This is a genomic window from Candidatus Pelagibacter bacterium nBUS_25 (assembly GCF_051200975.1).
Lineage (GTDB): Bacteria > Pseudomonadota > Alphaproteobacteria > Pelagibacterales > Pelagibacteraceae > Pelagibacter.
This window is the reverse complement of the sequence record NZ_CP172846.1, coordinates 1,257,774-1,282,544: the sequence shown is the minus strand read 5'-3', so window position 1 is coordinate 1,282,544 and position 24,771 is coordinate 1,257,774. Positions and strand designations below refer to the sequence as shown.

Sequence of the window (24,771 nt, the reverse complement as noted above, 5' to 3'; positions counted from 1 at the left end):
CAGATATGAGTGATCTTTTAAATAAAAAATGTGTTCCATGTGAGGGAGGAGTATTGCCTTTTGATGTATCTGAAATTCATAAATATCAAAAAAAAGTTGATGGCTGGGATGTTTCTAAAAATGACAATGAAATTTTCTATTTAAAAAAAAAAATTGAGTTTAAAAATTTTTTAGAAAGTCAAACTTTCATCAATAAAGTTGCTGAAATTTCAGAAAGTGAAGGACATCACCCAGATATATCATTTGGCTGGGGATATGCAGAAATAAAAATCACAACACATGCAATAGAGGGATTGTCTGAAAATGATTTTATTTTAGCAGCAAAAATAGATCAATTGATTAATGTCTAAAATGCCTAGTTTTTGAAAAAACTAAAATTGTGTCAGTTTCGTTTGCAAAATTAATTATTTCTTTATCTCTAATAGATCCAGAAGGCTGTATAACTGCCGTAATACCAGCTTGAACTAATTTTTCAATTCCATCAATAAATGGAAAAAAAGCGTCAGACGCAGCCACTACCTCATCTTTTGTATTCATAAATTTTTTCATTTTATCTATTGCAATTTGACAACTATCTAAACGACTTGGTTGGCCAGATCCAATTCCGGCAGTTGTCTCATTTGTTGCAAGCACTATTGCGTTAGATTTTACATACCGACAAATATTAAAAGCAAAAATTAGATTTTTCATTTGTTTGAAAGTTGGCTTTCTTTTAGAGACAATTTTAAAATCTTTATTACTAAACTTTTTTATATCTTCTGTTTGTATTAACAATTCCTCATTTGAAGATACAATCCTTAATATTTCTTTGAAGGAATAATTGGTAGCATTAATTAATCTTAAATTTTTTTTTTCTTTTAATAATTTTAACGCATCTTTATCAAAATCATTTGCAATAATAACTTCAAGAAATAATTTATTTAATTCTGATGCTAGTTTTTTATCTATTTTAAAATTACACGATACTATTCCTCCAAAAGCACTAATAGGATCACATGCAAGTGCATATTTATAACTTTTAAGATGATCTTTGTTTATTGAAACTCCACATGGATTTGCATGTTTAACAATGACTGTTCCAATGTTTTTTGGAAGAGATTTTGAAATAGTTAAAGCTGAAAATATATCATTGTAATTATTATAACTTAGTTGTTTTCCATGAATTTGATTTATTTTCATAGAGTTGTTTCTTGAATATATCCCACTTTCTTGATGAGGATTTTCACCATAACGTGGAGTTTCAATAAGATTGGCATGAAATACCTTTTTTTTAGGAAAAATTATATTAGTTTTTTTATTAAAATAATTAGAAATAACAAAATCATAATATGCAGTTTCTGTAAAAGCAATTCTAGATAATTTCTCTCTAAATTTTAAGGATGTGCAACCTTTATTTTTTTTTAATTCTTCAACTAGTTCTTCATATTGATCTGATGAGGTAATAACTGTTACATCTTGATAATTTTTAGCCGCTGATCTGACCATTGTTGGTCCACCCACATCAATATTTTCAATTATTTTTTTGTGATCTTTTGTATTTTGTAATGTCTCCTCAAATGGATAAAAGTTTACAATAACTAAGTCTATATTTTCAAAATTATTATTTTTTAAATCTTTTAAGTGAATTTTACTTTTTCTTTTGTTTAAAATTCCAGCATGTATTTTTGGATGAAGAGTTTTTACCCTACCTTCTAAAATTTCAGGTGAATTTGTGAATTCTGAAACTTCTAGGCATTTAAATTTTAACTTTTGAATTTCTTTATATGTGCCACCCGAACTAATAATTTTGATATTATTTTTTTTTAAAGAAATAAGAAGTGGTTTTAAATTTTTTTTATCTGATACAGAAATAAGAGCTGTTTTTATTTTTTTCATTATAGCTTGGTGATTTCCCACTTTATGGTTTGATTATTTTCTTTGCTCATTCCTGATATACATATGTTTTGGTTTTCTCTGTGTGAATTTTTAATACCTAAATATAATCCTTTATCAATATTTATATCAAAGTTTTCACAATTAAATTTCCAACCCTCGTCTCCGAGTTCTATCAAAATTGATTTATTATCCTGCGTTTTCATTACTTTTGTATTTGGATTTAGATGAAATCTTATATCAAACTTAATATTTTTTGATTTATTTTTCCTTAGTAATTTGTCAAAACCAACAAATTTCATTTGCTCCGGATAAAATTCAATTTCTCTTTCATGTATAGTTTTAAACTTTTTAAGATAACCATCGTGTGAGCCTGATATTTTCCAATAGTTGCTTTCAATTACAATATTTTTCCTAATTATATGAATTCCTTTTTTAACAATTACATTTGATTTATCTAATTTTTTATAATCACAAGAAGAATGGTCTTCAATTGATAAAGTGCTTTGTAAGGCTGTACTTCTTGAAAGTTTATTCAATTTACTTTCTTTATTGGTAAAGTAACCAGAATTAGTAATTAGTTTTTTACCGTTAGAAATAATTTCGAATGAAAGAGCTCCAGATTGATAAAATTTTGAAAAATTATCGCTTGGACTATCTCCAACATCCATTGATAATATAATTTTCTTATTTTTGAGAATTGCATATCCCGCAAGTTCTTTGTTTTCATTTTTAAATATATATCCAAATCTTTTTAGATATTGATCAAAATCATCATTTTTTGAAATATAATTACCGTTAAATAAAAGATCTTGCTTAACGTTTTGCCAAATAAAAGCATAACTTTGACCAAGATAATATATTATTTCATCTATATATTCAGGAATTGTATTTTGAGACTCTTTGAACCACTCTCTAATTATAATAAAATATTTTAAGTACAAGACTAGTTGTTTTATATCTCTTGATTTTGGAAAACCTTGATTATTAATTGATGATTTAATTATTTTTTTTAAAAAATTTAACCCAGTAATAAGATATTTATTATCGTCTTTATATGCTAGTCCTGTTAAAATAATTGCAGCACACCCAATAATTTTATTTTCAACTTCTGATAAATTTTTTATTTCATTTAAAAGGTGATTTGCTTGTTTTTGAATGCTTTGATTAAATTTCTTTTTAAATTCTTCTTCACAACCTTCATAGGTCAATTGATGATTTGATAACCAGGAAATTATTCTTTTAGAGGTGATATCAAAATCCCAACCTTTATTATTATAGTGATTATTCTTATTTATCCAATTATTGACAATTGTTTGAGTGGTCTTTTTTGATGATTTTAGATCTAAACTAAAAAACCAAAAAAAATTGTTTAATTTTTTGAATTCTTTATTATCCAAGTTGTCTTGCCAAATAGTTTCTAAGGCAAAATCTTCAATTTTATATTTTTTTTTTGATATTTTACTATTGAAGATAGCAAGTAGGGACTTGGTTTGTAGTCAAAGGTAATATCTTTAGTTTTAGATATTTTTTTATCGTAAAAATTTGAGTTTTGATAAAGTTGTTTAAAACTTAATTTTAAATTTAAATAATATTGACTTAAATTAACTGCAAAATTTTTAGTGATCATTAACTTATTTTGATTTTAACAAATCAATATTTTTTTTTATATCTCCATTGTTACTTTTAAATATTGTTGTTCCAGAAACAAGTATGTTGGCACCAGCCTCAATTGCTGATTGACAATTATCAAAATTAATCCCTCCATCGATTTCAATATCAAAGTCAATATTTTTTTTAGATTGAATTTTTTTAAGTTGTTTAATTTTATCTAAAACTTCAGGCATAAACTTTTGACCTCCAAATCCTGGATGTACACTCATTATTAAAACTAAATCTATTTTTTCAAGGTAATTGACAATTAAATCAATTTTAGTTTCAGGATTAAGTGAAACCCCAACTTTTTTGTTCAAACTTTTAATCTTTAAAATAGATTCTTCTAAATTTTCAGTTGCTTCAGGATGGATTGTAATAATATCAGCACCAGCATCCGAATAGGCTTCAATATACTTATGAACGGGAGATATCATTAAATGAACATCAAATTTAACTGAACACTGTTTTCTCAATGCTTTAATAACTGGGGGTCCAATAGTAAGGTTTGGAACAAAATGACCATCCATAACATCTACATGAATCATATCTGCCCCACCTTCTTCAAGCCTCTTAATTTCATTACCTAATTGACTAAAATCAGCAGATAATATTGATGGTGATATTTGTATTTTTTTCATTGATTGCCAGATCTACTAGTATCAATTTTTAAAATTTAATTGAATTAAATAATTGGTAAATTTGTGTAGAAATTTCACTTTCTAGCGGAAATGATAACATACCCATTACAGAATAGCCTAAGACCCAGGGCATAAAATAAAATCTAATCATGTAGAAGAACCAAGCGACATATAAAGGAACTAGAGGTGCTATAATGAAAGATGGTGTTAAAGGCTTAAAAATTTTTATTAGTGGGTTAGTATATTTGACAAATATTTTCATGAAAAAAAATTCAGAGTCTTCTTTTTGGAAAATGTTCATCGCAACCCTTCCTATTAAAGTCCACATAATAACTCCAAGTAAGTAGTCAATAAAATAAACTAAAGGATGAAAGTTTGCTGACATTTAAAATTTATATTGGAAAAAAGATTAAATTAAAAGGGGCGAAATTAATCGCCCCCATAATTAAGATTTATTAGCTCTATTTACCAGTAACGGTTCTACCGCTTGGTACACGAACTTCGTCAACCATTTTTTGAGTTGCTTTATCTGGCTCTTGAGTCATTAAACTCACTACAACCATAGCAACTAAACTAACAGCTGCTCCGAAGATACCAAACGTTAACTGAGTAATACCTAAGAATCCGCTTCCACCAGTTCGTACCCAAACCAGGTACCAAATTGATGATGCAAGACCTAAAGCCATACCAGCAATAGCACCTTCTCTGTTAGCTCTCTTCCACCATACACCAAGTACAAGTGGGAAGAACAAACCAGACATCGCAAAGTCAAAAGCCCAGATAACTGAACCTAAGATACCTTGGATTTCCATTGCAGCAATAGTTGCTCCAGCAAAACCAATTACTACAAGTAATACCCTTGCAACAAGTAGTCTTTTTGCAGTCTCCGCTTTTGGATCTATCATTTTGTAATAAACATCATGAGAGATTGCATTTGCAATTGCTAGAATTAAACCATCCGCAGTTGACATGGCAGCAGCCATACCTCCAGCAGCAACCAGACCTGAGATTACATAAGGTAATCCAGCTATTTCTGGAGTTGCTAATACAACCGCTTTACCGCCCATGAAAAACTCATTTAATTCAAGAGTTCCATTGCCGTTAAAGTCACTGATGAACATCAAGTTTGCCTGGTTCCAGTTTTGAAACCAATCTATTGATTGAACTTCAGCAAATGATTTACCGATAATACCTGTTGGTAAAGTCGGATCAATCAACGATAGTTTAGATAGTGTTGCTAACATTGGTGCAGAAGAATACAGAAGGAAGATAAAGAATAAAGACCAACCAACTGATTTTCTAGCTGCTTTTACGCTTGGAGTAGTAAAGTATCTCATCATCACGTGCGGTAATGAAGCTGTTCCCATCATCATCGCTAATGCTAACGAAATAAATGCCCAAGGCGTTGCATTTACTGCAGAGTGAGCTTTAGTTATTCCAGCCAACCCTTTAGGTACCGTTGCTAGATCAGCAGCAGAGTTTTTAACAAAACCAAACTGTGATTCTAACTCACCAATTCTAGCTACTTCATCAGCTAACATAAAGTGAGGGAAGAAACCTGCACCCATTTTGTTACTGATCCAAAAAATTGGAAGCATGTAAGCTATAATTAGTACGATATATTGTGCAACCTGTGTCCAAGTTACCGCTCTCATACCCCCTAACATTGAACAAAGTAAAATACTTATAAGTCCAATATATACAGCGTATTTAAAGTCGATATCTAAAGCAACAGACGCAATAGTACCCGTAGCGTTAATTTGTGCAGTCACATAAGTGAATGAAGCAACAGTTAAAACTATTACTGCAAGCAATCTTGCTAAATTACCACCGTATCTTGTACCTATGAAATCTGGAACTGTGTAACAGCCAAATTTTCTTAAGTATGGTGCTAACAAAGATGCAACTAATACATATCCACCTGTCCAACCTACAAGTAAAGCCATATACCCATAACCTTTAAAGTAAATACCACCTGCCATTGCAACGAATGAAGCACCAGACATCCAGTCTGCTGCTGTCGCCATACCGTTGAATACAGTTGGAACTTGCCTTCCGGCTACGTAATACGCTTCTGCTTGAGCTGTTCTTGATAGATAACCAATTAAAGCATAGATGAATATAGTAAATGCTACAAAGCCAATACCTATTGCCTTTGCAGTCATACCCATCTGCTCACCAATTGCCATTAAGATTATGAAACCTATAAATCCTCCAGTATAGATTCCGTAAACTTTTGGCAAATTGTCTATAAATTTACCTTTAATCATTAATTATCTCCTCTTTCGTTGAAGCCGAACTCTTCATCGATTTTCTCTTGCCTATTAGCAAACCAGAAAACCAAGATTACGAAAATTCCAAGAGATCCTTGACATGTAAACCAATATGTCCATGGATATCCGAAAGGTCCAGTAACCTCATTCATTTCAGCTGCGAAAAGGAAGATGCCAATTGAGAAAACAAACCAGATTGCCAATGTTACGAATAACAATGACCTGGTTTTTTCCCAGTGTTTTTGTGCGTTTGACATTTATACCTCTCTTTTTAGTTATAACTAAATAAAACCATAACCATTATAAGAGTTTTTAAAAGATCAAAATTGACCAAAATAGGCAGTCTATTAGTTACTTTTTAAGCTATAGTGTGTAAAAACAACAATTATATGCAAAAATATAAACTTTCTTGGAAAGATTTATCATTTAAAGATTTTAAAATTTATTTGTTTGCATTGTTTAAAGCATTTATTCCAAAAAAAAAAATCAAAGATTTAGATGATCTAGAACACTTCATTCAAACGAAGTCAGCTTGGGTCACCCAGGTTACTCTGTATAGCTATTTAAAAACAAGAATGGGGACAAAGTATGTTCTTCATTTTGATAATGATGTTTTTATGTCTTCTGTAAATCAAGCTAAGTGGAATATTTATTCTATTGCTTTGCAAGACTTAACTTTTTTTACTTTCTCATATTTAAAAGTAAACTTTAACTATCAAAATATTGATCAGGCTAAAGAAATTTTTTCTAAAATTTTAGATGATGAGACTTCAAACAAGATGCCATCTGACATAATTGAAGAAGCAAAAAAAAGTTTTAACGAAAGATTTGAAAATTTAGACTGGGAAATTTATTATAAAGATCTTCCATTTAACCCTAGTGCTTTATCATTATATAAATGGGCTCCAATTGCAGAAGAATTAAAAACTTTAGATCGAAAAATTGTTTTAAATTCTATGATTTTAAAATGGGATATTATAAGAAAAGAATTTAAGGATTTAATTCAATTTTAAATATTTTTTCTATTATCAACTAAACTATTTACAACACTTGGATCAGCTAAAGTAGTTGTGTCACCTAATTGATCATGTTCATTAGCTGCAATTTTTCTTAAAATTCTTCTCATAATTTTTCCTGATCTAGTTTTTGGAAGACCAGGTGTGAAATGTATTAAATCTGGTGTAGCCAAGGGCCCAATTTGTTTTCTGACCCAAAGTTTCAACTCTCTCTCAAGGTCACCATTTTCTCTCTCACCTACATTTAAAGTTACGTAGCAATAAAGTCCGTTGCCTTTTATATCATGTGGATATCCAACTACAGCTGCTTCAGCAACTTTTGGATGAGCAACAAATGCACTTTCTATTTCGGCAGTCCCAAGATTGTGTCCGGACACAATAATTACATCATCTACTCGACCTGTAATCCAATAGTATCCATCTTTGTCTCTTCTGCATCCATCCCCAGTAAAATATTTACCGTCAAACTGTGAAAAATATGTATCAATAAATCTTTGGTGGTCGCCATAGACAGTTCTCATTTGACCAGGCCATGATTTAGCAATACACAATCTACCTTCTCCTTGACCTTTTATTTCCTTACCTTTTTTATCAACAAGCACAGGCTCAATTCCATAAAATGGTTTAGTGGCTGAGCCAGGCTTCAAGTCAATTGCTCCAGTTTGAGGAGCAATCATTATTCCTCCTGTTTCTGTTTGCCACCATGTATCAACAATTGGGCACTTTGAATTCCCGATAGTTTTATAATACCACATCCAAGCTTCTGGATTAATTGGTTCACCAACTGTACCTAGTAATTTTAATGATTTTCTTGAAGTTTTTTTAACAGGTTTATCTCCTTCACGCATCAAAGCTCTAATTGCTGTGGGAGCTGTATAAAAAGTATTTACTTTATATTTGTCAATAATTTGCCACCATCTTGAGGTGGTTGGATAGTTTGGAATACCTTCAAACATTATTGTTGTTGCCCCATTTGCTAAAGGTCCATAAATTATATAGCTATGACCTGTAACCCAACCAATATCAGCAGTACACCAGTAAATATCTTTTGGTTTATAATTAAATATGTATTGATGCGTCATAGAAGCATACACCATATAACCACCTGTTGTATGTAAAACTCCTTTGGGTTTACCAGTTGAACCTGAGGTGTACAAAATAAACAAAGGATCTTCGGCATTCATTTCTTCAGGTTCGCAGTGTTTTGAAACATCTTTAATTAAATCATGATACCAAACATCTCTTTCCTTATCCCAATTGATATAATTTCCAGTTCGTTTAACAACAATGCATTTTTTAATATTGGGACAACTCTCTAATGCTTCATCAGTAGTATATTTTAGAGGTATAGTTTTTCCTCCCCTAACACCTTCATCAGCTGTGATTATATATTCAGACTCACAATCATTAACTCTTCCAGAAATCGAGTCTGCTGAAAATCCACCAAAAATAATTGAGTGAACTGCACCAATTCTAACACAAGCAAGCATTAAAATAGCAAGTTCAGGAATCATGGTTAAATAAATAGTAACTCTGTCTCCTTTTTTAATTCCTAATTTTTTTAAGCCATTAGCTGCTTTTGAAACTTTTTCGTGAAGCTGTTTGTAAGATATTTTTTGGTTATCTTTTGGATCATCTCCGACCCAAATTATTGCAGTTTTGTCTTTTTTATCTTTTAAATGTCTATCAATACAATTTGCTGAAGCATTTAAGGTCCCATCTTGAAACCATTTGATTTTAACTTCTTTAGTGCTGTATTTGACATCTTTAATTTTTTTGTATGGCTTTATCCAAGTAATTCTTTTTCCTTCTTCTCTCCAAAACTCATCATTATTTTTAATAGATTTAGAGTATTTTTCTTGATATTTACTTTTTGTAGCTAGACTATTTTTAACCCACTGAGGTTTAGTTTTAATTACAAGTTCTTTTGAATCTTCTTTAGCAACTTTGCTAACAACTTTTCTTTTAACTTTAGTTTTTTTTGTTACTTTTTTAGCAACTTTCTTTTTAACTTTAGTTTTTTTCTTTTTTTTCAAAGGCATGAAATTATTTTATAATTAAACTTTACTCATGTTATTTAATATTTTCCAGCTTTTAGAATCTATTGGCATTACTGATAGTCTGCTTTGCTTAATAAGAGCTAAATGGCTTAATTCCTTAGATTTTTTGATAGTTTCAAGAGTTATGGGTGATGGTAATTTATTCTTAAATTTTACTGTAACAGCTACAAAACGTCCTGATTTATCAGTTTTATCCAGGTAAGCTTCTTTTATTACTTCTACAATTCCAACAATTTCTTTTCCAATATTTGAGTGATAAAAAAAACAAAGGTCACCTTTTTTCATACTTTTCAAATTTTTTGCTGCTTGATAATTTCTTACACCATCCCAGGGAGCTCCTTTAGAGCCTGTTTTTTTTTGTTGATCAATAGACCAAACATCAGGCTCAGATTTCATTAACCAATATTTCATTATAATCGTACTCCTGCTCCTTTAAGAAAGGCAGCATTTTCATCTAGAGGCCACCTTGGTTTTGCTGGATGATCTAGATTATTAAATTGTTTTAATTTAAATTTTTCTAAACCAACCATAGCAATCATTGCAGCATTGTCCCCACAAAATTCAATTGGTGGAAAAATATTTTGATAATTTTCTTCATTACATAGATTAATTAACATTGATCTAATTCTTTTATTAGCTGCTACTCCCCCAGCAACTACAAATATTTTTTCTTTTAAATTATTTTGTTTTTCAAATTCTGTAAATGCAATCTTAGTTTTTTTATATAAAATTTGTTCCACTGTTTTTTGAAAAGAAGCTGCAAGATCAAATTTTTCCTGATCTGTTTTAATATTTTTTGTTATTCTCAAAATTGCTGTTTTTAAACCTGCGAAAGATAAGTTGCATCCCCCCTTATTAAAAATTGGCTTAGGCAGATCATATTTATTTGGATCACCTTTTTTTGCTAAAATTTCTATTTGTGGTCCGCCAGGAAATTCAATTCCTAAAAGTTTTGCAGTTTTATCAAACGCCTCTCCCAAAGCATCATCAATAGTTGTTCCCAATCTCTTATATTTACCTAAGCCTTGAACATTTAAAAATTGTGAATGTCCTCCAGAAATTAATAAAAGCAAATATGGATAATCTAGGTTTGAATTTAGTTTTGGGCTTAGAGCATGGCCTTCCAAATGATTAATAGCAATGAATGGTTTATCCAAGGCAGAGGCAAACGCTTTTCCAAAACTTAAACCAACCGACAAACATACTATCAAGCCTGGACCAGCCGTAGAAGCAACAGCATCTATCTCTTCAATTTTTCTACCACTGTCATCTATTGCTTTTTGAACAATCCAATCAATTTTTTCTATATGTGATCTTGCTGCTAATTCAGGAACAACACCTCCAAATTCTTTGTGGACATCAACCTGGCTAGAAACAATATTGGATAAAACTACTGGTATTCCTTGTTCATTTTCAGTAATTATTGACGCTGCTGTTTCATCACAACTAGATTCAATTCCTAGAATTAAGGGTTTTTTACTCATTCAAATAGTTTTTATTAATTGTACAATCTCAATACAAGTAAGAAATATATTTTTATGAATAAGAAAATTGTCATTGGATCGAGAGGAAGCAAGTTAGCGTTAGTTTATGCTCAAAATGCCAAAGATAAGATTGTTCAAACTACAAATTTAAATGATGACGATATCGTAATTAAAGAAATATCAACAAAAGGAGATCAGGTTCAAAATATTAGATTATCAGAAGTAGGTGGAAAAGGTTTATTTTCAACAAATATAGAAAAAGAACTTCAAGATAAAAAAATTGATATAGCAGTTCATGCATTAAAGGATATGCCAGCTGTTGAAACTGATGGTTTAAGAACTGATACATTTTTAGAAAGAAATGATCCAAGGGAAATATTAATAACTAAAGATAAAAAAAAACTTAAAGAATTAAAAGCTGAAGCTATAATTGGAACATCATCCTATCGAAGAGAATTTCAAATCAAAAATATTAGATCTGATCTTAATTATAAACTTATAAGAGGAAATGTTGATACAAGAATTAAAAAACTTAATGATGGTTTGTATGATGCAATAATATTGTCATATGCAGGAATTAAATCTTTATCAATAGAAGATCAGATTACAGAAGTATTTTCAACAAAGGAAATAATTCCAAGTGCAGGACAAGGAATTATCTCGCTTCAATGCCGAAATGATGATGATGAGGTTATTTCAGTTTTAGATAAAATTAATGATCAAGAAACATCCCAAAGAGCCAATGCTGAAAGAAATGTTCTCAAAGTTTTAGAAGGTGATTGTGAAACAGCTGTTGGAGCTCATGCCATTATTGAAGGTGATGAAATTCTTTTAGAAGCTGAGCTCTTTTCTCTAGATGGTAGTCAAAGATTTTATGAAAAAAAATCTTCAAAAATTGAAAATGCAAAATTACTTGGTAAAGAAGTGGGGCAGATTTTAAAAACTAAATCAAACAATTCTTATAAAAGATAATATGCATATTTTACTAACTAGACCACTAGAAGATTGTTCTGAAATGATTATAAAATTTAAATCATTAGGACATCAAGTTTCTCATCTTCCTTTATTAAGAATAGATAAGGTAGATTATGAACAGATAAATTTTTCAGATTTTAAGGGGATTATTTTTACAAGCGCAAATGCTGTAAATTTTTTAGATCTAAAAAATATTGACAAAAATCTTTTATGTTTCTGTGTAGGAAATGCTACTGAAAAAAAAGCTAGAAGTGTTGGTTTTCAAAATGTGATTGCAGCTGAGGGAAATGTTGAAAATTTAAAAGAATTAGTTTTACAAAATTTCAATCAGAAAGATGGAAATTTAATTTATATAAGTGGTGAAATAGTTTCCGTTGATCTTGACCAACAACTTTTAAAAAAAGGTTATAATATTAAAAGAGTAATTAATTATCGGACTACTCATAATCAAAATTTTGATGGTGAATTTGTAAACGAATTAAAGCTTAAAATGCCTGACATAGTTTATGTTTATTCTCAAAATAGTGCCTTAAGTTTGATAAATTTTATTAAGATGCATCAATCCGAAAGTCTCTGGATGAATACAAATTTAATGTGCATTGGTGAAAAAACCTCGTCAATACTGAATGAAATTAAGTGGAAGAAGATATTTCTTTTTAATCCTGGAGATGAAGAGTTTTTGTTATATAAAATTTAGCTATGGAAATAATAAATAATTTTTCTGATATATTTTTGTCAGTTTGGAAAAAAGGAATTCTAGGTGTTGATATTTTTCAAATATTAATTGGTATTGGGATTTTTTTTATTTTCTTAATTTTTAGAGGTTTAATAAGCAAACTTATTATTAAAAAGTTAGAAATAATTTCTAAAAGAACTACCAATAAATTAGATGATACATTCGTTCATTCTTTAGAGGGTCCTGCTAGATTTCTACCGATTGTTCTTGGTTTTTTTATTGCAAGTTATTACATGACTTTTTCAAGTGATGGCCGTGAAATTGTTGACACTATAAATAGAACATTAATTACGATATTGATTTTTTGGGTCATCCATCAAATTATTGAGCCAATTTCTTATATTTTAAGTGGACTAGATAAACTTTTAACCAGAGAGTTAATTGGATGGATCATAAAGTCACTTAAAATTTTAATTTTTATTTTAGGGCTTGCAGCAGTTCTAGAATTATGGGGAATAAAGATAGGGCCAATTATTGCAGGACTTGGTTTGTTTGGTGTGGCCGTTGCATTAGGTGCACAAGATTTATTCAAAAATTTAATCTCAGGTATTTTAGTTTTAGTGGAAAAAAGATTTAAAATTGGAGATTGGATTGCTGTTGAAGGAATTATTGAAGGGACAGTTGAAAATATTGGATTTAGATCAACTTCAATAAGAAAATTTGATAAGTCCCTTGCTATAATTCCAAATTTTCAATTTGCTGAAAATGCAGTTGTCAATGTAAGTGAAACTTCTAACTGGCGGATTAGATGGATTATTACCCTTCAATATGACTCAACTATAGAGCAATTAAAAAAAGTAAGAGAAGAAATTGAAAGTTATATAAATTCAAGTGATGATTATAATCAATCAACGGGAGTGGCAGTAAGAATTGAAAAATTTTCTGATAGTTCAATAGATATATTGGTGAGATGTTTTACTAATTCTAATAGTTGGAGTAATTCATTAGAAGTTAAAGAGAGGCTTGCAATTGAAATTAAACAGATTGTTGAAAAAAATGGAGCTTCTTTTGCTTTTCCAAGTCAGTCGATTTATATTGAAAAAAAATGATAGCCATCTTTTATTTAGCACTTCAAATTTTGAAACTTTATTCTTATGTTGTTATAGCAAACGTTGTCATTAGTTGGCTAATATCATTTAATATTTTAAACACCCAAAACAGATTTGTTTACTCTGTTTTAGAACTAACTTATCGTTTAACGGATCCGGTTTTATATAGAATTAGACGTTTTTTGCCTAATTTAGGCTCATTAGATATATCACCAATAATTCTTCTTTTATTGATTTGGTTTATTGAAATGTGTATGAAGCTTTACATCGCACCAATGATTTTTTAAGGAAGAAATATGATTTTAATAGATGGAAAAAAAGCTGCAGCAGAACTTAGAGAAGAATTAAAACAAGAAGTAACTGAGCTAAAGACAAAATACAATAAAGTCCCAGGGTTAACTGTAATTTTAATTGGAGATATGGCTCCAAGCCAAATTTATGTCCGAAACAAAGAAAAATCAGCAAATGAAGTAGGTTTAAAATCTGAGGTTATAAAATACCCTGATACAGTTGAGGAAAAAACTGTTTTAGAAAAAATTGAAGAATTAAATAATGATGAGAGTGTTTCAGGAATTTTAGTTCAACTTCCACTTCCAAAACATATAGATAAGCAAAAAGTAATTGAAACAATTGCACCCTCAAAAGATGTAGATGGTTTTCATCCAATGAATGTAGGAAATTTATCTTCAGGTTATGAAAGTTCAGTACCATGCACCCCCCTTGGATGTTATTTGATGATTAAAAAAATTGAACCAAATTTAAGTGGTAAAAAAGCAGTTGTAGTTGGAAGATCAAATTTAAATGGTAAACCAATGACGCAACTTCTTCTTAAAGAAAACTGTACGGTGACAATTACACATTCAAGAACAAAAGATTTAAAAGCTGAATGCCTAGAAGCAGATATTATTGTTGCAGCAGTTGGTATCCCCGAGCTTGTAAAAGGCGATTGGGTTAAAAAAGATGCAATTGTAATTGATGTTGGAATAAATAAAACTGAGAATGGTTTAGTGGGTGATGTTGCATTTGATGAGGTTTCAAAAGTTGCCAAGGCTTTAACACCTGTGCCAGGTGGAGTAGGACCAATGACTATTGCTTGTTTATTAAAAAATACAATAGATTGTTTTAAAAGATCACAAAAATAAACACTTTTTCATTTATAAGTTTTATTGTCTCAAATTGATAAAACTTAATTAATTTCCTCTCTAATTTGATAAAGTTTCTAAATGAAAAAGCCGCCCTATGAATATCGAATTGGATTAATAATGATATTGTTAACGGCAGTTCCAATTGGAGCAACGCAATTAGGCTGGTATCTATATGGAAAACAAGTTGGTTTTGACTTTGGGATGATAGCTGGTACCTTTTCAGTAATTTTAGCTGGATATTTGATGTATCAAAAAGGTTGGCGTGATGAGGATGAAGATTAATTTATGGAAAAAATAATATTTTTTGGACTTGCAATTCCTATATTAGGTTTTGTTTTTTATTTAGGTGGAACAGCTATTATGAAAGGCTTCAAAGCAAAAGTAGAAAATAGGCCAGAAGAACAAGAAGAAAAAGAACCAGTAATTTCACAATCTGAAGGTGAGCATCTGAGCAATGAAATTACAAAACTAAATGATTTGCTACAAAGTGGAGTATTAACTCAAGAGGAGTTTGAAAAAGCAAAAAAGAAAATATTAGATACTTAATTTTTATTAATCATAAGTGATTTTTTGTATAAAAATAAATTTTTTACTTCAAGAAAGTTTTGATCGACCACCGTCCACTGCTATAATTTGACCTGTTACCCAAGAACTATCTTCAGATATTAAAAACTTAGCTAATGATGCAGAGTCTTTACCCTCACCCAATCTTTTTAATGGGTGAGCTTTAGCGATACCTTCAGCGATTGTAGTATTCTTCAACATAGGCTCAGCAATTTTTGATTTTGTCAAACTTGGAGCAACACAGTTAACTCTTATATTTGGTGCGAATTCTGCTGCTAGTGACACTGTTAAACCTTCGACAGCAGCTTTAGCCGAAGCAATAATAGCATGATTTGTAAAACCTCTTTGAGCCGCAACTGTTGAAAATAAAACTATAGAGCCTTTATTTTTTTTTAAACTCTCTTGATATCCTTTTATAGCCTCTACAGCTGAATAAAGATTTAATTTCATACATTTATTAAAATCTTGTTCAGTAACCATTCTTAATGGTTTAAGATCAATTGAACCTACACAATAAGCAATTCCCTTTATCTCAGGAACATTAGCTTTGACTTTTTCAATAAAACCATCTTCTAAAACATCAGCAACTGTAAATTTGCAACCTAATTTATCTGCAATTGCACTTACTTCACTTTCATTTCTTGCAATTAAGTGAATATCATTTCCTGCATTTTTTAATTGTTCAGCTAGACTTGAACCAATTGAACCTGTCGCACCAAAGATTAGATATTTTTCTGACATAAATTTTTTTATTAGTTATATTTAGTTATGAAATTATTTTTTATACTTGGTAATCAATTATTTCCATTAAAATACTTAGACCGCTTCAAAAAGGACCATGTGTTCTTTATGGCAGAAGATAACGGATTATGCACTTATGAAAAACATCATAAGCAAAAAATCCTATTATTCTTATCTTCTATGCGTTCTTATGCGGATAGTTTAAAGAAAAATAAATATAAATTAGATTACCTAAAAATTGAAGATAAAGATTTCAAAGATGATTATTTTAAAAAGCTTAAAAAAATAATTACCAGAAATAAGATAACTGAAATTACAAGCTTTGAAGTAGAAGATAAGTTTTTTGAGAAAAAAATTTCTCAGTTTTCAAAAAAAGAAAAAGTTAATTGGAATGTTATACAAACGCCTATGTTTTTAAATTCTAGAGATGAATTTAAAAATTATTTGGGAAAATCAAAAAAGCCTTTCATGGCAACATTTTATAAGGAAGTTAGAAGAAAGTCTGGAATATTAATGGGTGCTGATGGCAATCCAATCGGTGGAAAGTGGAGCTTTGATGAAGATAATAGAAATAAATTACCTAAAGATATATCCATCCCAAAATTTCCAAAGATCAATGAAACCAATCATACAAAAAAATTAAAACCAATTATTGAAAAATTATTCAAAGATCATCCCGGAAGTACAAATAATTTTTGGTTTGCAACAGAATATGATGATGTTGTTAAACTTTTAAATTTTTTTATTAAAGAAAAATCTAATTTATTTGGCGATTATGAGGATGCTGTAAATCAAAAAGATAACATCTTATTTCATAGTGCTTTAAGTCCATATATTAACCTGGGTTTAATAACACCAGAATTTATTATTCAAAAAGTTTTAGAGTTCCATAAAAAATACAAAATAAGAATGAATTCACTTGAAGGATATATACGTCAGATAATAGGTTGGAGAGAGTTCATGAGAGGTATTTATCAAGGCTATTCTGATGAAATGGAGGTAGGAAATTTTTTTAAACAAAATAGAAAAATGAAAAAATCTTGGTACGAAGGAACTACGGGTTTGCCTCCATTAGATCATGCAATTAAAAATGCCGTTGATCATGGGTGGTCTCATCACATTGAAAGATTAATGATTTTATCAAATATAATGAACCTTTGTGAAGTAAAACCAACTTATGTTTATAAATGGTTTATGGAAATGTTTGTTGACTCATCTGACTGGGTGATGGTTCCAAATGTTTATGGCATGGGTTTATTTAGTGATGGAGGGATTTTTGCAACTAAACCATACATTTGTGGATCTGCTTATTTTATGAAGATGATGGATTTTAAAAAAGGGGAGTGGTGTAATACGATGGATGGTCTTTATTGGAGGTTTATAGATCGAAATAGAAAATTTTTTTTAAAGAACCCAAGACTTTCGATGATGGTTAGAATTTTTGATAAAATGAAAGATGAAAGAAAAAAAATGATTTTATCTGAAGCAGATAAATTTATAAAATTAAATACTGCATAATGTATATTTCTATAACAGGCATTAAAGTAAAAGGTTTTTTTGGAATGTTAAAATTCATGAGGTATACAATACCAAGTTTTTCTGCAGCAAGAAAAGCAAATGGAAATTTGTTTTGTGACTCAAAAAAGATAAGCAAATATCATCATACCCTAACAGCTTGGGAAAATAAGAACAAAATGTTAGATTATTTAAGGGGTAAACACCATGCTTTGGCAATGAAGAATTTTAGATTTATTGGAACAGGTTCTGTTTATGGGTATGAGGATAATAATGTGCCAAGTTGGGAAGAAGCAATAAAAAAATGGAAAGAAAATTTTAGAGAAATTTAGTTTTATAAAATAAAGTGTACTATTAAATGTTAAAAAGTCTGTTCATTATATTTTCTTTTCAACTTTTTGGAGAGGCAATACAAAAATTTTTTGAAATAAATATTCCAGGACCTGTCATTGGACTTATTTTATTATTATTAGTATTTATATTTTTTCTAAAATCAGCAACGCCCTATAAAAAAATTAAAAAGGAAATATCAGAAACTAGTCACCAAATAATTAACTATCTGTCATTATTATTTGTGCCAATAGGAGTAGGTGTTGTGATGCACATTAATTATCTTGGAGATAATTTATTTAAAATTTTGGCAATTATTGTCATAGGTACTTTAGCAAGCTTAGTATTTACCGCTTTCGTTATGGAAAAGATTATTAAATTAGAGAAAAAAAATGTCAAAAGAAGATAAACTTTATAAAATTTGGGTATACTTGCAAGCAGAGCCTTTGTTTTGGATAACTCTAACTCTTGGCGCTTTTTTGTTGGGAGACTATTTATACAAAAAATCAAAACTCAATCCTCTAGTAAATCCAGTGGCAATTAGTATTTTAATTGTTTCATCTGTTCTATTGACGATGGATGTCACTTATGATCGATACTTTAATGGAGCCAAGTTCATTCATTTTATGTTAGGTCCTGCAACAGTAGCTTTAGCAATACCTATTTACGAAAAAAAAAACCTAATTTTAAAAGAAATTAAACCAATTGTATTTTCAATTTTTTTAGGAATTCCTTTTGCGATATTGATCACTTATTACTTAGCTTCTTTTTTTAATTTAGATCAGGAAATTATTCTAACCATGGTTCCGAGAAATGTTACTGCACCTATAGCTATGGGTATAGCTGAGTTAATAGGTGGAATTCCCTCTTTAACAGCCATTATAACAATTATTACGGGAATTGTGGGTGCTTCCCTTGGAACTTTTGCATTAAATATTTTTAATATAAAAGATATGAGTGCACGAGGGTTTGGTTTTGGTCTAGCAAGTCATGGTATTGGAACTGCAAGAGCAATGAGTAAAAACAAAACAGCAGGAGTTTTTGCTGCACTCGCCATGGGTTTAAGTGGAATTGCAACTTCAATTTTTGTCTTAATTATTATTAAATTTATTATTTAATAATGAAAAAAGAAAATCTACCTTCAAAAATTTGTCCCGTTTGCAAAAGACCCTTTATTTGGCGTAAAAAATGGAAGTTAAATTGGGATAAAGTAAAATATTGCTCCAAGAAGTGCTCTAAGCTAAGCTAAACTTTAGTGGATATAATTGTTTTACAACACATTAAAATTGAAGATCCTGGTTATATTAAGGATTTAATGTTGGCTGATGGAGTCAAGTTAACTACTATTGAACTTGATGAAGGTGAAAAAATTCCAAATGATCTTAGTAAATTTGATGGAATGTTTTGTATGGGTGGCCCAATGGATACCTATATGGAAAAAGAATATCCTTGGTTAATTGAAGAAAAAAAAGCAATTGAAGAATTTGTTATCAATTTAAAAAAACCTTACTTAGGTTTTTGTCTTGGTTGTCAGTTACTAGGTGAGGTGGTAGGTGGTAAAGTAGTTAAATCTAGTACGCCAGAAATTGGAATTATGGATATCAATTTTAACAAAGAAAAAGATAAAGATAATTTTTTTTCAAAATTTCCAGAACAAATCAAAAGTTTACAATGGCATTCATATGAGGTGCAGGGAATAGAAAATAATAAAGATGTAACTTTGTTAGCATCGTCTCCTGAAACAAAATATCAAATTTTTAAATACCAAAACCACGCTTATGGAATTCAATTTCATATAGAAATTAAAGACACTACAGTTAATGAATGGGGGCGTGTTCCAGAATATAAAAAAGCCCTTGAAGATCAGTTGGGAGAAGGTGCTTTAGAAAAATTTGATAATGCTGCAAAAGATAATATGTCTGACATGAATAATTATTCCAAAATTCTTTATGAGAATTTTAAAACCATATTGTGATTTATTTAATCAAATAAAATGAACAATAAATTTTTTGAATGGGCAGGTGTGATTACTGCTATTTTATATTCCTTGTTTGTTGCATTAAATATTGGAATAGAATTTTTTGGCTTCTGCTTATTACTTTTATCAGCGATATTGATTGGAATTTGGGCTTATAGAGGAGGCCATAAAGGAATACTTTTGTTGCAATTTTTTTATGCAACCGCTGGTATTATTGGAATGATACGTTGGTTTTAATTTAAATTGTAAAATCTTTTTAAAGAGATAGATAAATCTGATGTCAGAGATATTTATTCAAACTTTCTTCCTATATTTTATAGTAATTGACCCATTAGGAAATACTCCATTATTTTTGAGTATTACTCAACACATGGAGACAAAACAAAAAATTAAAGTTGCATTTAGTGCAACTATAATTGCAACTATCATATTGTTATTTTTTGCGTTACTTGGAAGCTCACTGTTAAGCTATTTACATATTTCTTACCCAGCTTTTACAATAGGAGGAGGAATTATCTTATTAATAATTGCGATAGAGATGTTATTTGACAAGCGTCAGCAAAGGAAAGGAGAAGATATAGATTTAAATTCTGATAACGTGAGTGTATTTCCTTTAGCAACACCTATTATTGCAGGACCAGCAGCCATTACTTCAGTAATTGTTTCTGTTTCAGATATTGGAACTAATTTTACCAATCAAACAGTAGGAATGTTTTCATTGGTAATTGTACTATCTCTAACTTTTATAATCTTTTTTATAGCTTCAAAGTTTTCTAATTTAATAAATAAAAAAATAATTGGGGTTATCTCAAGAGTGGTAGCTATCATTCTTGTAGGATTAAGTGTTCAGTATATTTTAGATGGCATTAAAACTTTTTTAGCTTAATTAAATTTAGCAATAATTTTTGGGATATAATTTTTAAAGTTAAAAAAACCTTTATTGCAATATTGCCAAGAAAACTGATCTAACTTTCTATATAATAATTTGATATTTTTTAAATTATTGTTTTGAATAAAATCTAAATTTTCACCAACAGTTGGATAAAGAGCATAAACTTTTTCAGTAATATTCTCTAAATCACTGATGTTAATAAGTTCACAATTAATTGATTTATCTTCTAACCTTGTTTTTTGATCTTTTAAAAGATCGGCTTTAAACTTCAACACTTTTTCACTCAATTTGATAACTCTATTTGTATCATTTAAGACTAATAAAATTTTTTTAAATTTATGATCTTTAAAATCAGAAAATTCAAAAGTCATATTATTTTCAAATATTAATAAAGTTTGATCCTTTAAAATTTCAGAATTTAAAAATTCTTTTTTATTTACTTGATAAGTTTTATCACTGAATATTGGTGTGGCATTTTCATTAAGCTTTATGTTTTGAAATCTATTGTTAGTAAATTTATTTATATTCCATTCACTTGCTAGATAATGTTTGCCTTGAGTTTGAACCCCAGCTACCCATCTCCAACCAAGTGTATTTGATGCGGCATCACCATCATAAAGATGTTGCATAAAAAATTCTGCACCTAGCTGCCACGGTAATTCTAGTGTGAATATCCAAATACTTGCAAACCACATTCTGGTATGGTTATGAAGGTAATTATTCTCTTTAAGTTCGGTTACCCATTGATTAAAGCATTCTATGTCTGTTTTTCCTTCAGTGGCATCTAAATAATACTGATTGTCTTTGAATTCATTTTTGATTTTATCTAATTCTATTAAATAGTCTGACCAAACATTTGGTCTCAACTCAAGCCACCCTTTCCAATAAACGCGCCATAAAACCTCTTGAACAAACTTTTCATTCTTTGAAAATGAATACTTTTTGAGAGATTTATCAATTACCTCTAATTCATTGATTGCTCCATGCGTTATGTATGGAGACAAACAGGAAATATTTGATCTGTTATTAGGTCCAAAATCAAAATTTCTTAATTTTGAATAATCAATTAAATTATTTTCTACAAAATTATTTAATTTATCAACTGCTTTAGCCCTTGAGGCTTCAAACATCATATTAAATTATTTTGATTTTTTTCTTTTTAGACCCAATTTATCACTGTGTCTTAATCTTAAAATTACAATTGCAGCTGCTATTAAAACTATAGCAACAGCCTCATAAACTAATGCTGTTGGATCCATTTCTTTACCTTGCAATATAATAAATCGAGCAAGAGCAGTAATCGCAATTAAAAGAGGTAAAGTTATGCTTATTGATTGTTGATCCCAAAAAACCCTTACCATTGCTAATACTTCTAAATAAAGGAACATTAATAATAAATCGGCTAATGTTACAGACTGATTTATAATCATATATTTAATTTCTATACCAACAGCAATTACTGTGCTTATCAAAATAATACACATTAATGCTAACTGTAAATTTTTTGCTATTTTTTCCATTATTTGTTTTTACTGAACGGTAACCATTTTTCAAATACTGATTTAGATGGCCCATCATAAGGAATAGAATATGAACTTGGATTAGGACTAGTTAAAACCTCAATTCCTTTTGAAAATACAAAAATAAACACTACCACAAAAACAATCACCATTATTTTAAATGGGTCAAAATTTTTTGTTTTAAAAACACTACTAGATTTTTCCTCTGCTTTATGAAAATTTTTAAAAGTCATATAGACGGCAAATATTAAACCAATGTGAGCCACATAAAGACCCGCCCAACCAAAGGCAAAAGTTGTATAAGAAAAAATGTATAAACTAAAAACTGTAGTCCAAATAAAACTTAAAACTAAAAGAATTTGTAATCTTACAGTTTTAGGAAGAGATCTAAGATCATTTTTACTATCATCAAATAAGATATTTGCTGCATCCATCATCCAGTTTTTTAACGATTCCATGGTGTAAAGTTATAATTTTTAGTAATTATAACAAATGTCAAATTGTCCTAAATCTTATTTTAAATTGGCTTTAATAGCGTTTTCTAATTGAATTGAGCTTTGAGCACCAGAAATAAAATCTTTTCCTATCTCAAAAAATGGAACTCCACTAATATTCTTCTCTTTAGCAATTAAAATTTTTGAAGTCACATTTTGAATATTTTTTTCATTAATAAATTCTTTAAAAATATTTTCTGTAATATTATTTTCTTTAGCAATACCAATTAAAACATCAATATCTCCAATATCGAGTCCATCAATAAAATAAGACTGATATATTTTTTCTTTAATTTTATTTTGTAAATTAAATTGTTCACTTAGAACAATAAGTAAATGAGAAAGAATAGTGTTAGGAGTTCTTTTTATTTTATCTAAATTTAAATTTATCCGAGATTCCTTTGCTTTTAATTTCATATTTTCATACATGGGCGCTGCATAATCTTTTCCACCAAATTTTATTTCTAAATACTTATCTCTATGAATACCTTCGGTTGGCATATCTGGATTTAATTGAAAAGGAATATGTCTAATATCAAATTTTATATTTGGAAAATTTTTTAAGGCTTTGTTTAAATTTTTATGTCCAATAAAACACCATCCACAAATGGTATCTGCAAAAACGTTTATTTGCATTTTATTTAAGAACGAAGTTTTTTCTTATGAAAATTAATAAATCTTTCAACATTAGATTTATTAAACGTTTTGTTTTCTTCAAATGAAACTTTTTTCATTGAGTAAGCAGAACTTTTAGTTTGTCGAGATTCTATTATTACATTCCCTTTATAAAGCTTAAGTTTTACAGAACCGTTAACTTTATTCTTTTTGAGATCCATAATTTTTTGAAGTTTAAATCTTTCATTTGAATACCAATAACCATTATAAATTAATTCAGCATATCTAGGCATTATTTGATCTTTCTTATGCATGGTTTCTTTATCAAGTGTTACTGACTCTATTGCTCTATGTGCATGAATTAATAATGTGCCACCAGGAGTTTCGTATACTCCTCTAGATTTTATTCCAATAAATCTATTTTCTACTAAATCAACTCTTCCAATTCCATTATTCCCTGCAAGCTGATTAAGTTTTTCTAATAATTTTGCAGGAGATAGTTTTTTTCCATTAATTGCAAATGGGTCACCATTTTTAAAATTGATAGTTACAAAGCTTGGTTTATTTGGTGCTTTTTCAGGCGAAATTGATCTTTGAAAAATAAATTCAGGAGCAGAATTTTTTGGATTTTCTAAAACCTTACCTTCTGTTGATGTATGAAATAAATTATCATCAATTGAAAAGGGAGGGGCTCCTTTTTTATCTTTTGGAATAGTTATTCCATGTTTTTTTGCATAATTAATAAGATCTGTTCTAGATTTTAGTTTCCAAATTCTCCATGGAGCGACAATTTTTATATTGGGTCCAAAATAATGATACCCTAATTCAAATCTAACTTGATCATTCCCTTTTCCAGTTGCACCATGTGATACAGCATAAGCTTTAAATTTTTTAGCAACTCTAATTTGATCTTTAGCGATGAGTGGTCTTGCTATTGATGTACCTAATAAATAAACCCCCTCATAGATTGCGTGACCTCTAATCATTGGATAAACATAATCTTTAACAAAGATATCTTTTAAATCTTCTATGATTATATTTTTAACGCCAAATTTCTTTGCATTTGTGATAATTTTTTTTCTATCAATTTCTTGTCCCACATCTGCAGTATAACAAATTACTTCAGCATCATAATTTTCTTGAAGCCATTTTAAGATAATAGAAGTATCAAGGCCCCCTGAGTAGGCTAGAACAATTTTCTTTTTTGATTTCATTTAT

At 29.4% G+C, this 24,771-nt stretch carries 32 protein-coding genes; 17 read left to right on the top strand and 15 right to left on the bottom strand.

Annotation, left to right across the window (positions count from 1 at the left end):
* Nucleotides 1-5 precede the first annotated feature (5 nt).
* On the top strand, nt 6-350 hold the full coding sequence (locus tag ACIJYH_RS06840; protein ID WP_435162858.1) for a 4a-hydroxytetrahydrobiopterin dehydratase: 345 nt from the start codon (nt 6-8) through the stop codon (nt 348-350).
* Here ACIJYH_RS06840 and purH read toward each other — a convergent pair.
* From purH to ACIJYH_RS06810, 6 genes are all read right to left on the bottom strand, one after another.
* Nucleotides 340-1,875, bottom strand: a complete 1,536-nt coding sequence (gene purH, locus ACIJYH_RS06835) for a bifunctional phosphoribosylaminoimidazolecarboxamide formyltransferase/IMP cyclohydrolase (RefSeq protein ID WP_435162855.1) — start codon at nt 1,873-1,875, stop codon at nt 340-342. The genes ACIJYH_RS06840 and purH overlap by 11 nt on opposite strands.
* The gene (locus tag ACIJYH_RS06830) at nt 1,875-3,272 is read right to left on the bottom strand and encodes a heparinase II/III domain-containing protein (RefSeq protein ID WP_435162853.1); all 1,398 of its coding nucleotides are present in this window, start codon (nt 3,270-3,272) and stop codon (nt 1,875-1,877) included. Before ACIJYH_RS06830 ends, purH begins: the two co-directional genes overlap by 1 nt.
* A 234-nt stretch (nt 3,273-3,506) precedes the next feature.
* Nucleotides 3,507-4,166: a ribulose-phosphate 3-epimerase gene (rpe, locus tag ACIJYH_RS06825; protein WP_435162852.1), complete on the bottom strand. Its 660-nt coding sequence runs from the start codon at nt 4,164-4,166 to the stop codon at nt 3,507-3,509.
* A gap of 28 nt (nt 4,167-4,194) precedes the next feature.
* Nucleotides 4,195-4,551 (bottom strand): hypothetical protein, encoded by a 357-nt coding sequence (locus tag ACIJYH_RS06820; RefSeq protein ID WP_435162850.1) that lies wholly within the window; start codon nt 4,549-4,551, stop codon nt 4,195-4,197.
* Between the two features lie 76 nt (nt 4,552-4,627).
* Complete coding sequence (locus tag ACIJYH_RS06815; protein WP_435096652.1) at nt 4,628-6,436, bottom strand: sodium:solute symporter family protein; 1,809 nt, start codon at nt 6,434-6,436, stop codon at nt 4,628-4,630.
* On the bottom strand, nt 6,436-6,696 hold the full coding sequence (locus ACIJYH_RS06810; RefSeq protein ID WP_435088309.1) for a DUF4212 domain-containing protein: 261 nt from the start codon (nt 6,694-6,696) through the stop codon (nt 6,436-6,438). The genes ACIJYH_RS06815 and ACIJYH_RS06810 overlap by 1 nt, the downstream gene beginning before the upstream one ends.
* 132 nt (nt 6,697-6,828) lie before the next feature.
* Here ACIJYH_RS06810 and ACIJYH_RS06805 point away from each other — a divergent pair, with 132 nt between their 5' ends.
* A complete protein-coding gene (locus ACIJYH_RS06805) occupies nt 6,829-7,452 on the top strand; it encodes an esterase (RefSeq protein ID WP_435088307.1) in 624 nt (207 codons plus the stop codon).
* Here ACIJYH_RS06805 and acs read toward each other — a convergent pair.
* The 3 genes from acs to tsaD are packed head-to-tail and all read right to left on the bottom strand — an operon-like array spanning nt 7,449 to nt 10,999.
* Nucleotides 7,449-9,497 (bottom strand): acetate--CoA ligase, encoded by a 2,049-nt coding sequence (gene acs, locus ACIJYH_RS06800; protein ID WP_435162848.1) that lies wholly within the window; start codon nt 9,495-9,497, stop codon nt 7,449-7,451. The genes ACIJYH_RS06805 and acs overlap by 4 nt on opposite strands.
* A gap of 15 nt (nt 9,498-9,512) precedes the next feature.
* Nucleotides 9,513-9,926 (bottom strand): EVE domain-containing protein, encoded by a 414-nt coding sequence (locus tag ACIJYH_RS06795; RefSeq protein ID WP_435162846.1) that lies wholly within the window; start codon nt 9,924-9,926, stop codon nt 9,513-9,515.
* Nucleotides 9,926-10,999 (bottom strand): tRNA (adenosine(37)-N6)-threonylcarbamoyltransferase complex transferase subunit TsaD, encoded by a 1,074-nt coding sequence (gene tsaD, locus ACIJYH_RS06790; RefSeq protein ID WP_435162845.1) that lies wholly within the window; start codon nt 10,997-10,999, stop codon nt 9,926-9,928. The genes ACIJYH_RS06795 and tsaD overlap by 1 nt, the downstream gene beginning before the upstream one ends.
* 54 nt (nt 11,000-11,053) lie before the next feature.
* Between tsaD and hemC the strand changes: the two genes are divergently transcribed.
* The 7 genes from hemC (at nt 11,054) to ACIJYH_RS06755 (ending at nt 15,450) form a co-directional block, all read left to right on the top strand.
* Nucleotides 11,054-11,971, top strand: a complete 918-nt coding sequence (gene hemC, locus ACIJYH_RS06785) for a hydroxymethylbilane synthase (protein WP_435162843.1) — start codon at nt 11,054-11,056, stop codon at nt 11,969-11,971.
* Nucleotide 11,972: 1 nt separating this feature from the next.
* Complete coding sequence (locus ACIJYH_RS06780; RefSeq protein WP_435162842.1) at nt 11,973-12,671, top strand: uroporphyrinogen-III synthase; 699 nt, start codon at nt 11,973-11,975, stop codon at nt 12,669-12,671.
* Between the two features lie 2 nt (nt 12,672-12,673).
* Complete coding sequence (locus ACIJYH_RS06775; RefSeq protein ID WP_435162840.1) at nt 12,674-13,759, top strand: mechanosensitive ion channel family protein; 1,086 nt, start codon at nt 12,674-12,676, stop codon at nt 13,757-13,759.
* Entirely contained in the window at nt 13,756-14,046 is a 291-nt protein-coding gene (locus ACIJYH_RS06770; protein WP_435096628.1) for a YggT family protein, read from the top strand. Before ACIJYH_RS06775 ends, ACIJYH_RS06770 begins: the two co-directional genes overlap by 4 nt.
* Before the next feature lie 9 nt (nt 14,047-14,055).
* Nucleotides 14,056-14,901, top strand: a complete 846-nt coding sequence (gene folD, locus ACIJYH_RS06765) for a bifunctional methylenetetrahydrofolate dehydrogenase/methenyltetrahydrofolate cyclohydrolase FolD (RefSeq protein WP_435162838.1) — start codon at nt 14,056-14,058, stop codon at nt 14,899-14,901.
* 81 nt (nt 14,902-14,982) lie between these two features.
* A complete protein-coding gene (locus ACIJYH_RS06760; protein WP_271483938.1) occupies nt 14,983-15,186 on the top strand; it encodes a hypothetical protein in 204 nt (67 codons plus the stop codon).
* A 3-nt stretch (nt 15,187-15,189) separates the two neighbouring features.
* Nucleotides 15,190-15,450: an SHOCT domain-containing protein gene (locus ACIJYH_RS06755; protein WP_435096625.1), complete on the top strand. Its 261-nt coding sequence runs from the start codon at nt 15,190-15,192 to the stop codon at nt 15,448-15,450.
* Between the two features lie 48 nt (nt 15,451-15,498).
* Here the strand turns inward: ACIJYH_RS06755 and ACIJYH_RS06750 are convergent, their stop codons facing one another.
* On the bottom strand, nt 15,499-16,209 hold the full coding sequence (locus ACIJYH_RS06750) for an SDR family NAD(P)-dependent oxidoreductase (protein WP_435162836.1): 711 nt from the start codon (nt 16,207-16,209) through the stop codon (nt 15,499-15,501).
* Between the two features lie 27 nt (nt 16,210-16,236).
* On the opposite strand from ACIJYH_RS06750, the gene ACIJYH_RS06745 reads away from it, so the two are divergent.
* From ACIJYH_RS06745 to ACIJYH_RS06710, 8 genes are read left to right on the top strand one after another with little or no spacing between them, the layout of a single operon-like run.
* Nucleotides 16,237-17,727 (top strand): cryptochrome/photolyase family protein, encoded by a 1,491-nt coding sequence (locus ACIJYH_RS06745; protein WP_435162834.1) that lies wholly within the window; start codon nt 16,237-16,239, stop codon nt 17,725-17,727.
* Entirely contained in the window at nt 17,727-18,056 is a 330-nt protein-coding gene (locus ACIJYH_RS06740) for a hypothetical protein (protein ID WP_435162832.1), read from the top strand. The genes ACIJYH_RS06745 and ACIJYH_RS06740 overlap by 1 nt, the downstream gene beginning before the upstream one ends.
* Nucleotides 18,057-18,082: 26 nt before the next feature.
* Nucleotides 18,083-18,463, top strand: a complete 381-nt coding sequence (locus ACIJYH_RS06735) for a CidA/LrgA family protein (protein ID WP_435162830.1) — start codon at nt 18,083-18,085, stop codon at nt 18,461-18,463.
* Entirely contained in the window at nt 18,447-19,172 is a 726-nt protein-coding gene (locus tag ACIJYH_RS06730; protein ID WP_435088278.1) for an LrgB family protein, read from the top strand. The genes ACIJYH_RS06735 and ACIJYH_RS06730 overlap by 17 nt, the downstream gene beginning before the upstream one ends.
* 2 nt (nt 19,173-19,174) lie before the next feature.
* Nucleotides 19,175-19,303: a DUF2256 domain-containing protein gene (locus ACIJYH_RS06725; protein ID WP_435088277.1), complete on the top strand. Its 129-nt coding sequence runs from the start codon at nt 19,175-19,177 to the stop codon at nt 19,301-19,303.
* 6 nt (nt 19,304-19,309) lie between these two features.
* Nucleotides 19,310-20,029, top strand: coding sequence for a type 1 glutamine amidotransferase (locus ACIJYH_RS06720; RefSeq protein WP_435162828.1), 720 nt, complete (start codon nt 19,310-19,312; stop codon nt 20,027-20,029).
* A gap of 18 nt (nt 20,030-20,047) precedes the next feature.
* The gene (locus ACIJYH_RS06715; protein WP_271496840.1) at nt 20,048-20,269 is read left to right on the top strand and encodes a hypothetical protein; all 222 of its coding nucleotides are present in this window, start codon (nt 20,048-20,050) and stop codon (nt 20,267-20,269) included.
* A 40-nt stretch (nt 20,270-20,309) separates the two neighbouring features.
* Nucleotides 20,310-20,918: a MarC family protein gene (locus ACIJYH_RS06710; RefSeq protein ID WP_435088271.1), complete on the top strand. Its 609-nt coding sequence runs from the start codon at nt 20,310-20,312 to the stop codon at nt 20,916-20,918.
* On the opposite strand, the gene ACIJYH_RS06705 is transcribed toward ACIJYH_RS06710, so the two are convergent.
* Genes ACIJYH_RS06705 through ACIJYH_RS06685 form a run of 5 tightly spaced genes read right to left on the bottom strand, consistent with a single transcriptional unit; the run spans nt 20,915 to nt 24,767 of the window.
* Nucleotides 20,915-22,057, bottom strand: coding sequence for an FAD-binding domain-containing protein (locus ACIJYH_RS06705; RefSeq protein WP_435162826.1), 1,143 nt, complete (start codon nt 22,055-22,057; stop codon nt 20,915-20,917). The two genes, ACIJYH_RS06710 and ACIJYH_RS06705, sit on opposite strands and share 4 nt — an antisense overlap.
* A gap of 6 nt (nt 22,058-22,063) precedes the next feature.
* Entirely contained in the window at nt 22,064-22,444 is a 381-nt protein-coding gene (locus tag ACIJYH_RS06700) for a phosphate-starvation-inducible PsiE family protein (protein WP_435162824.1), read from the bottom strand.
* Entirely contained in the window at nt 22,444-22,902 is a 459-nt protein-coding gene (locus tag ACIJYH_RS06695; protein ID WP_435088265.1) for a UbiA family prenyltransferase, read from the bottom strand. The genes ACIJYH_RS06700 and ACIJYH_RS06695 overlap by 1 nt, the downstream gene beginning before the upstream one ends.
* 54 nt (nt 22,903-22,956) lie before the next feature.
* On the bottom strand, nt 22,957-23,574 hold the full coding sequence (locus ACIJYH_RS06690) for a DsbA family oxidoreductase (RefSeq protein ID WP_435162822.1): 618 nt from the start codon (nt 23,572-23,574) through the stop codon (nt 22,957-22,959).
* A 5-nt stretch (nt 23,575-23,579) separates the two neighbouring features.
* Complete coding sequence (locus tag ACIJYH_RS06685; RefSeq protein ID WP_435162820.1) at nt 23,580-24,767, bottom strand: argininosuccinate synthase; 1,188 nt, start codon at nt 24,765-24,767, stop codon at nt 23,580-23,582.
* Nucleotides 24,768-24,771: the final 4 nt, after the last annotated feature.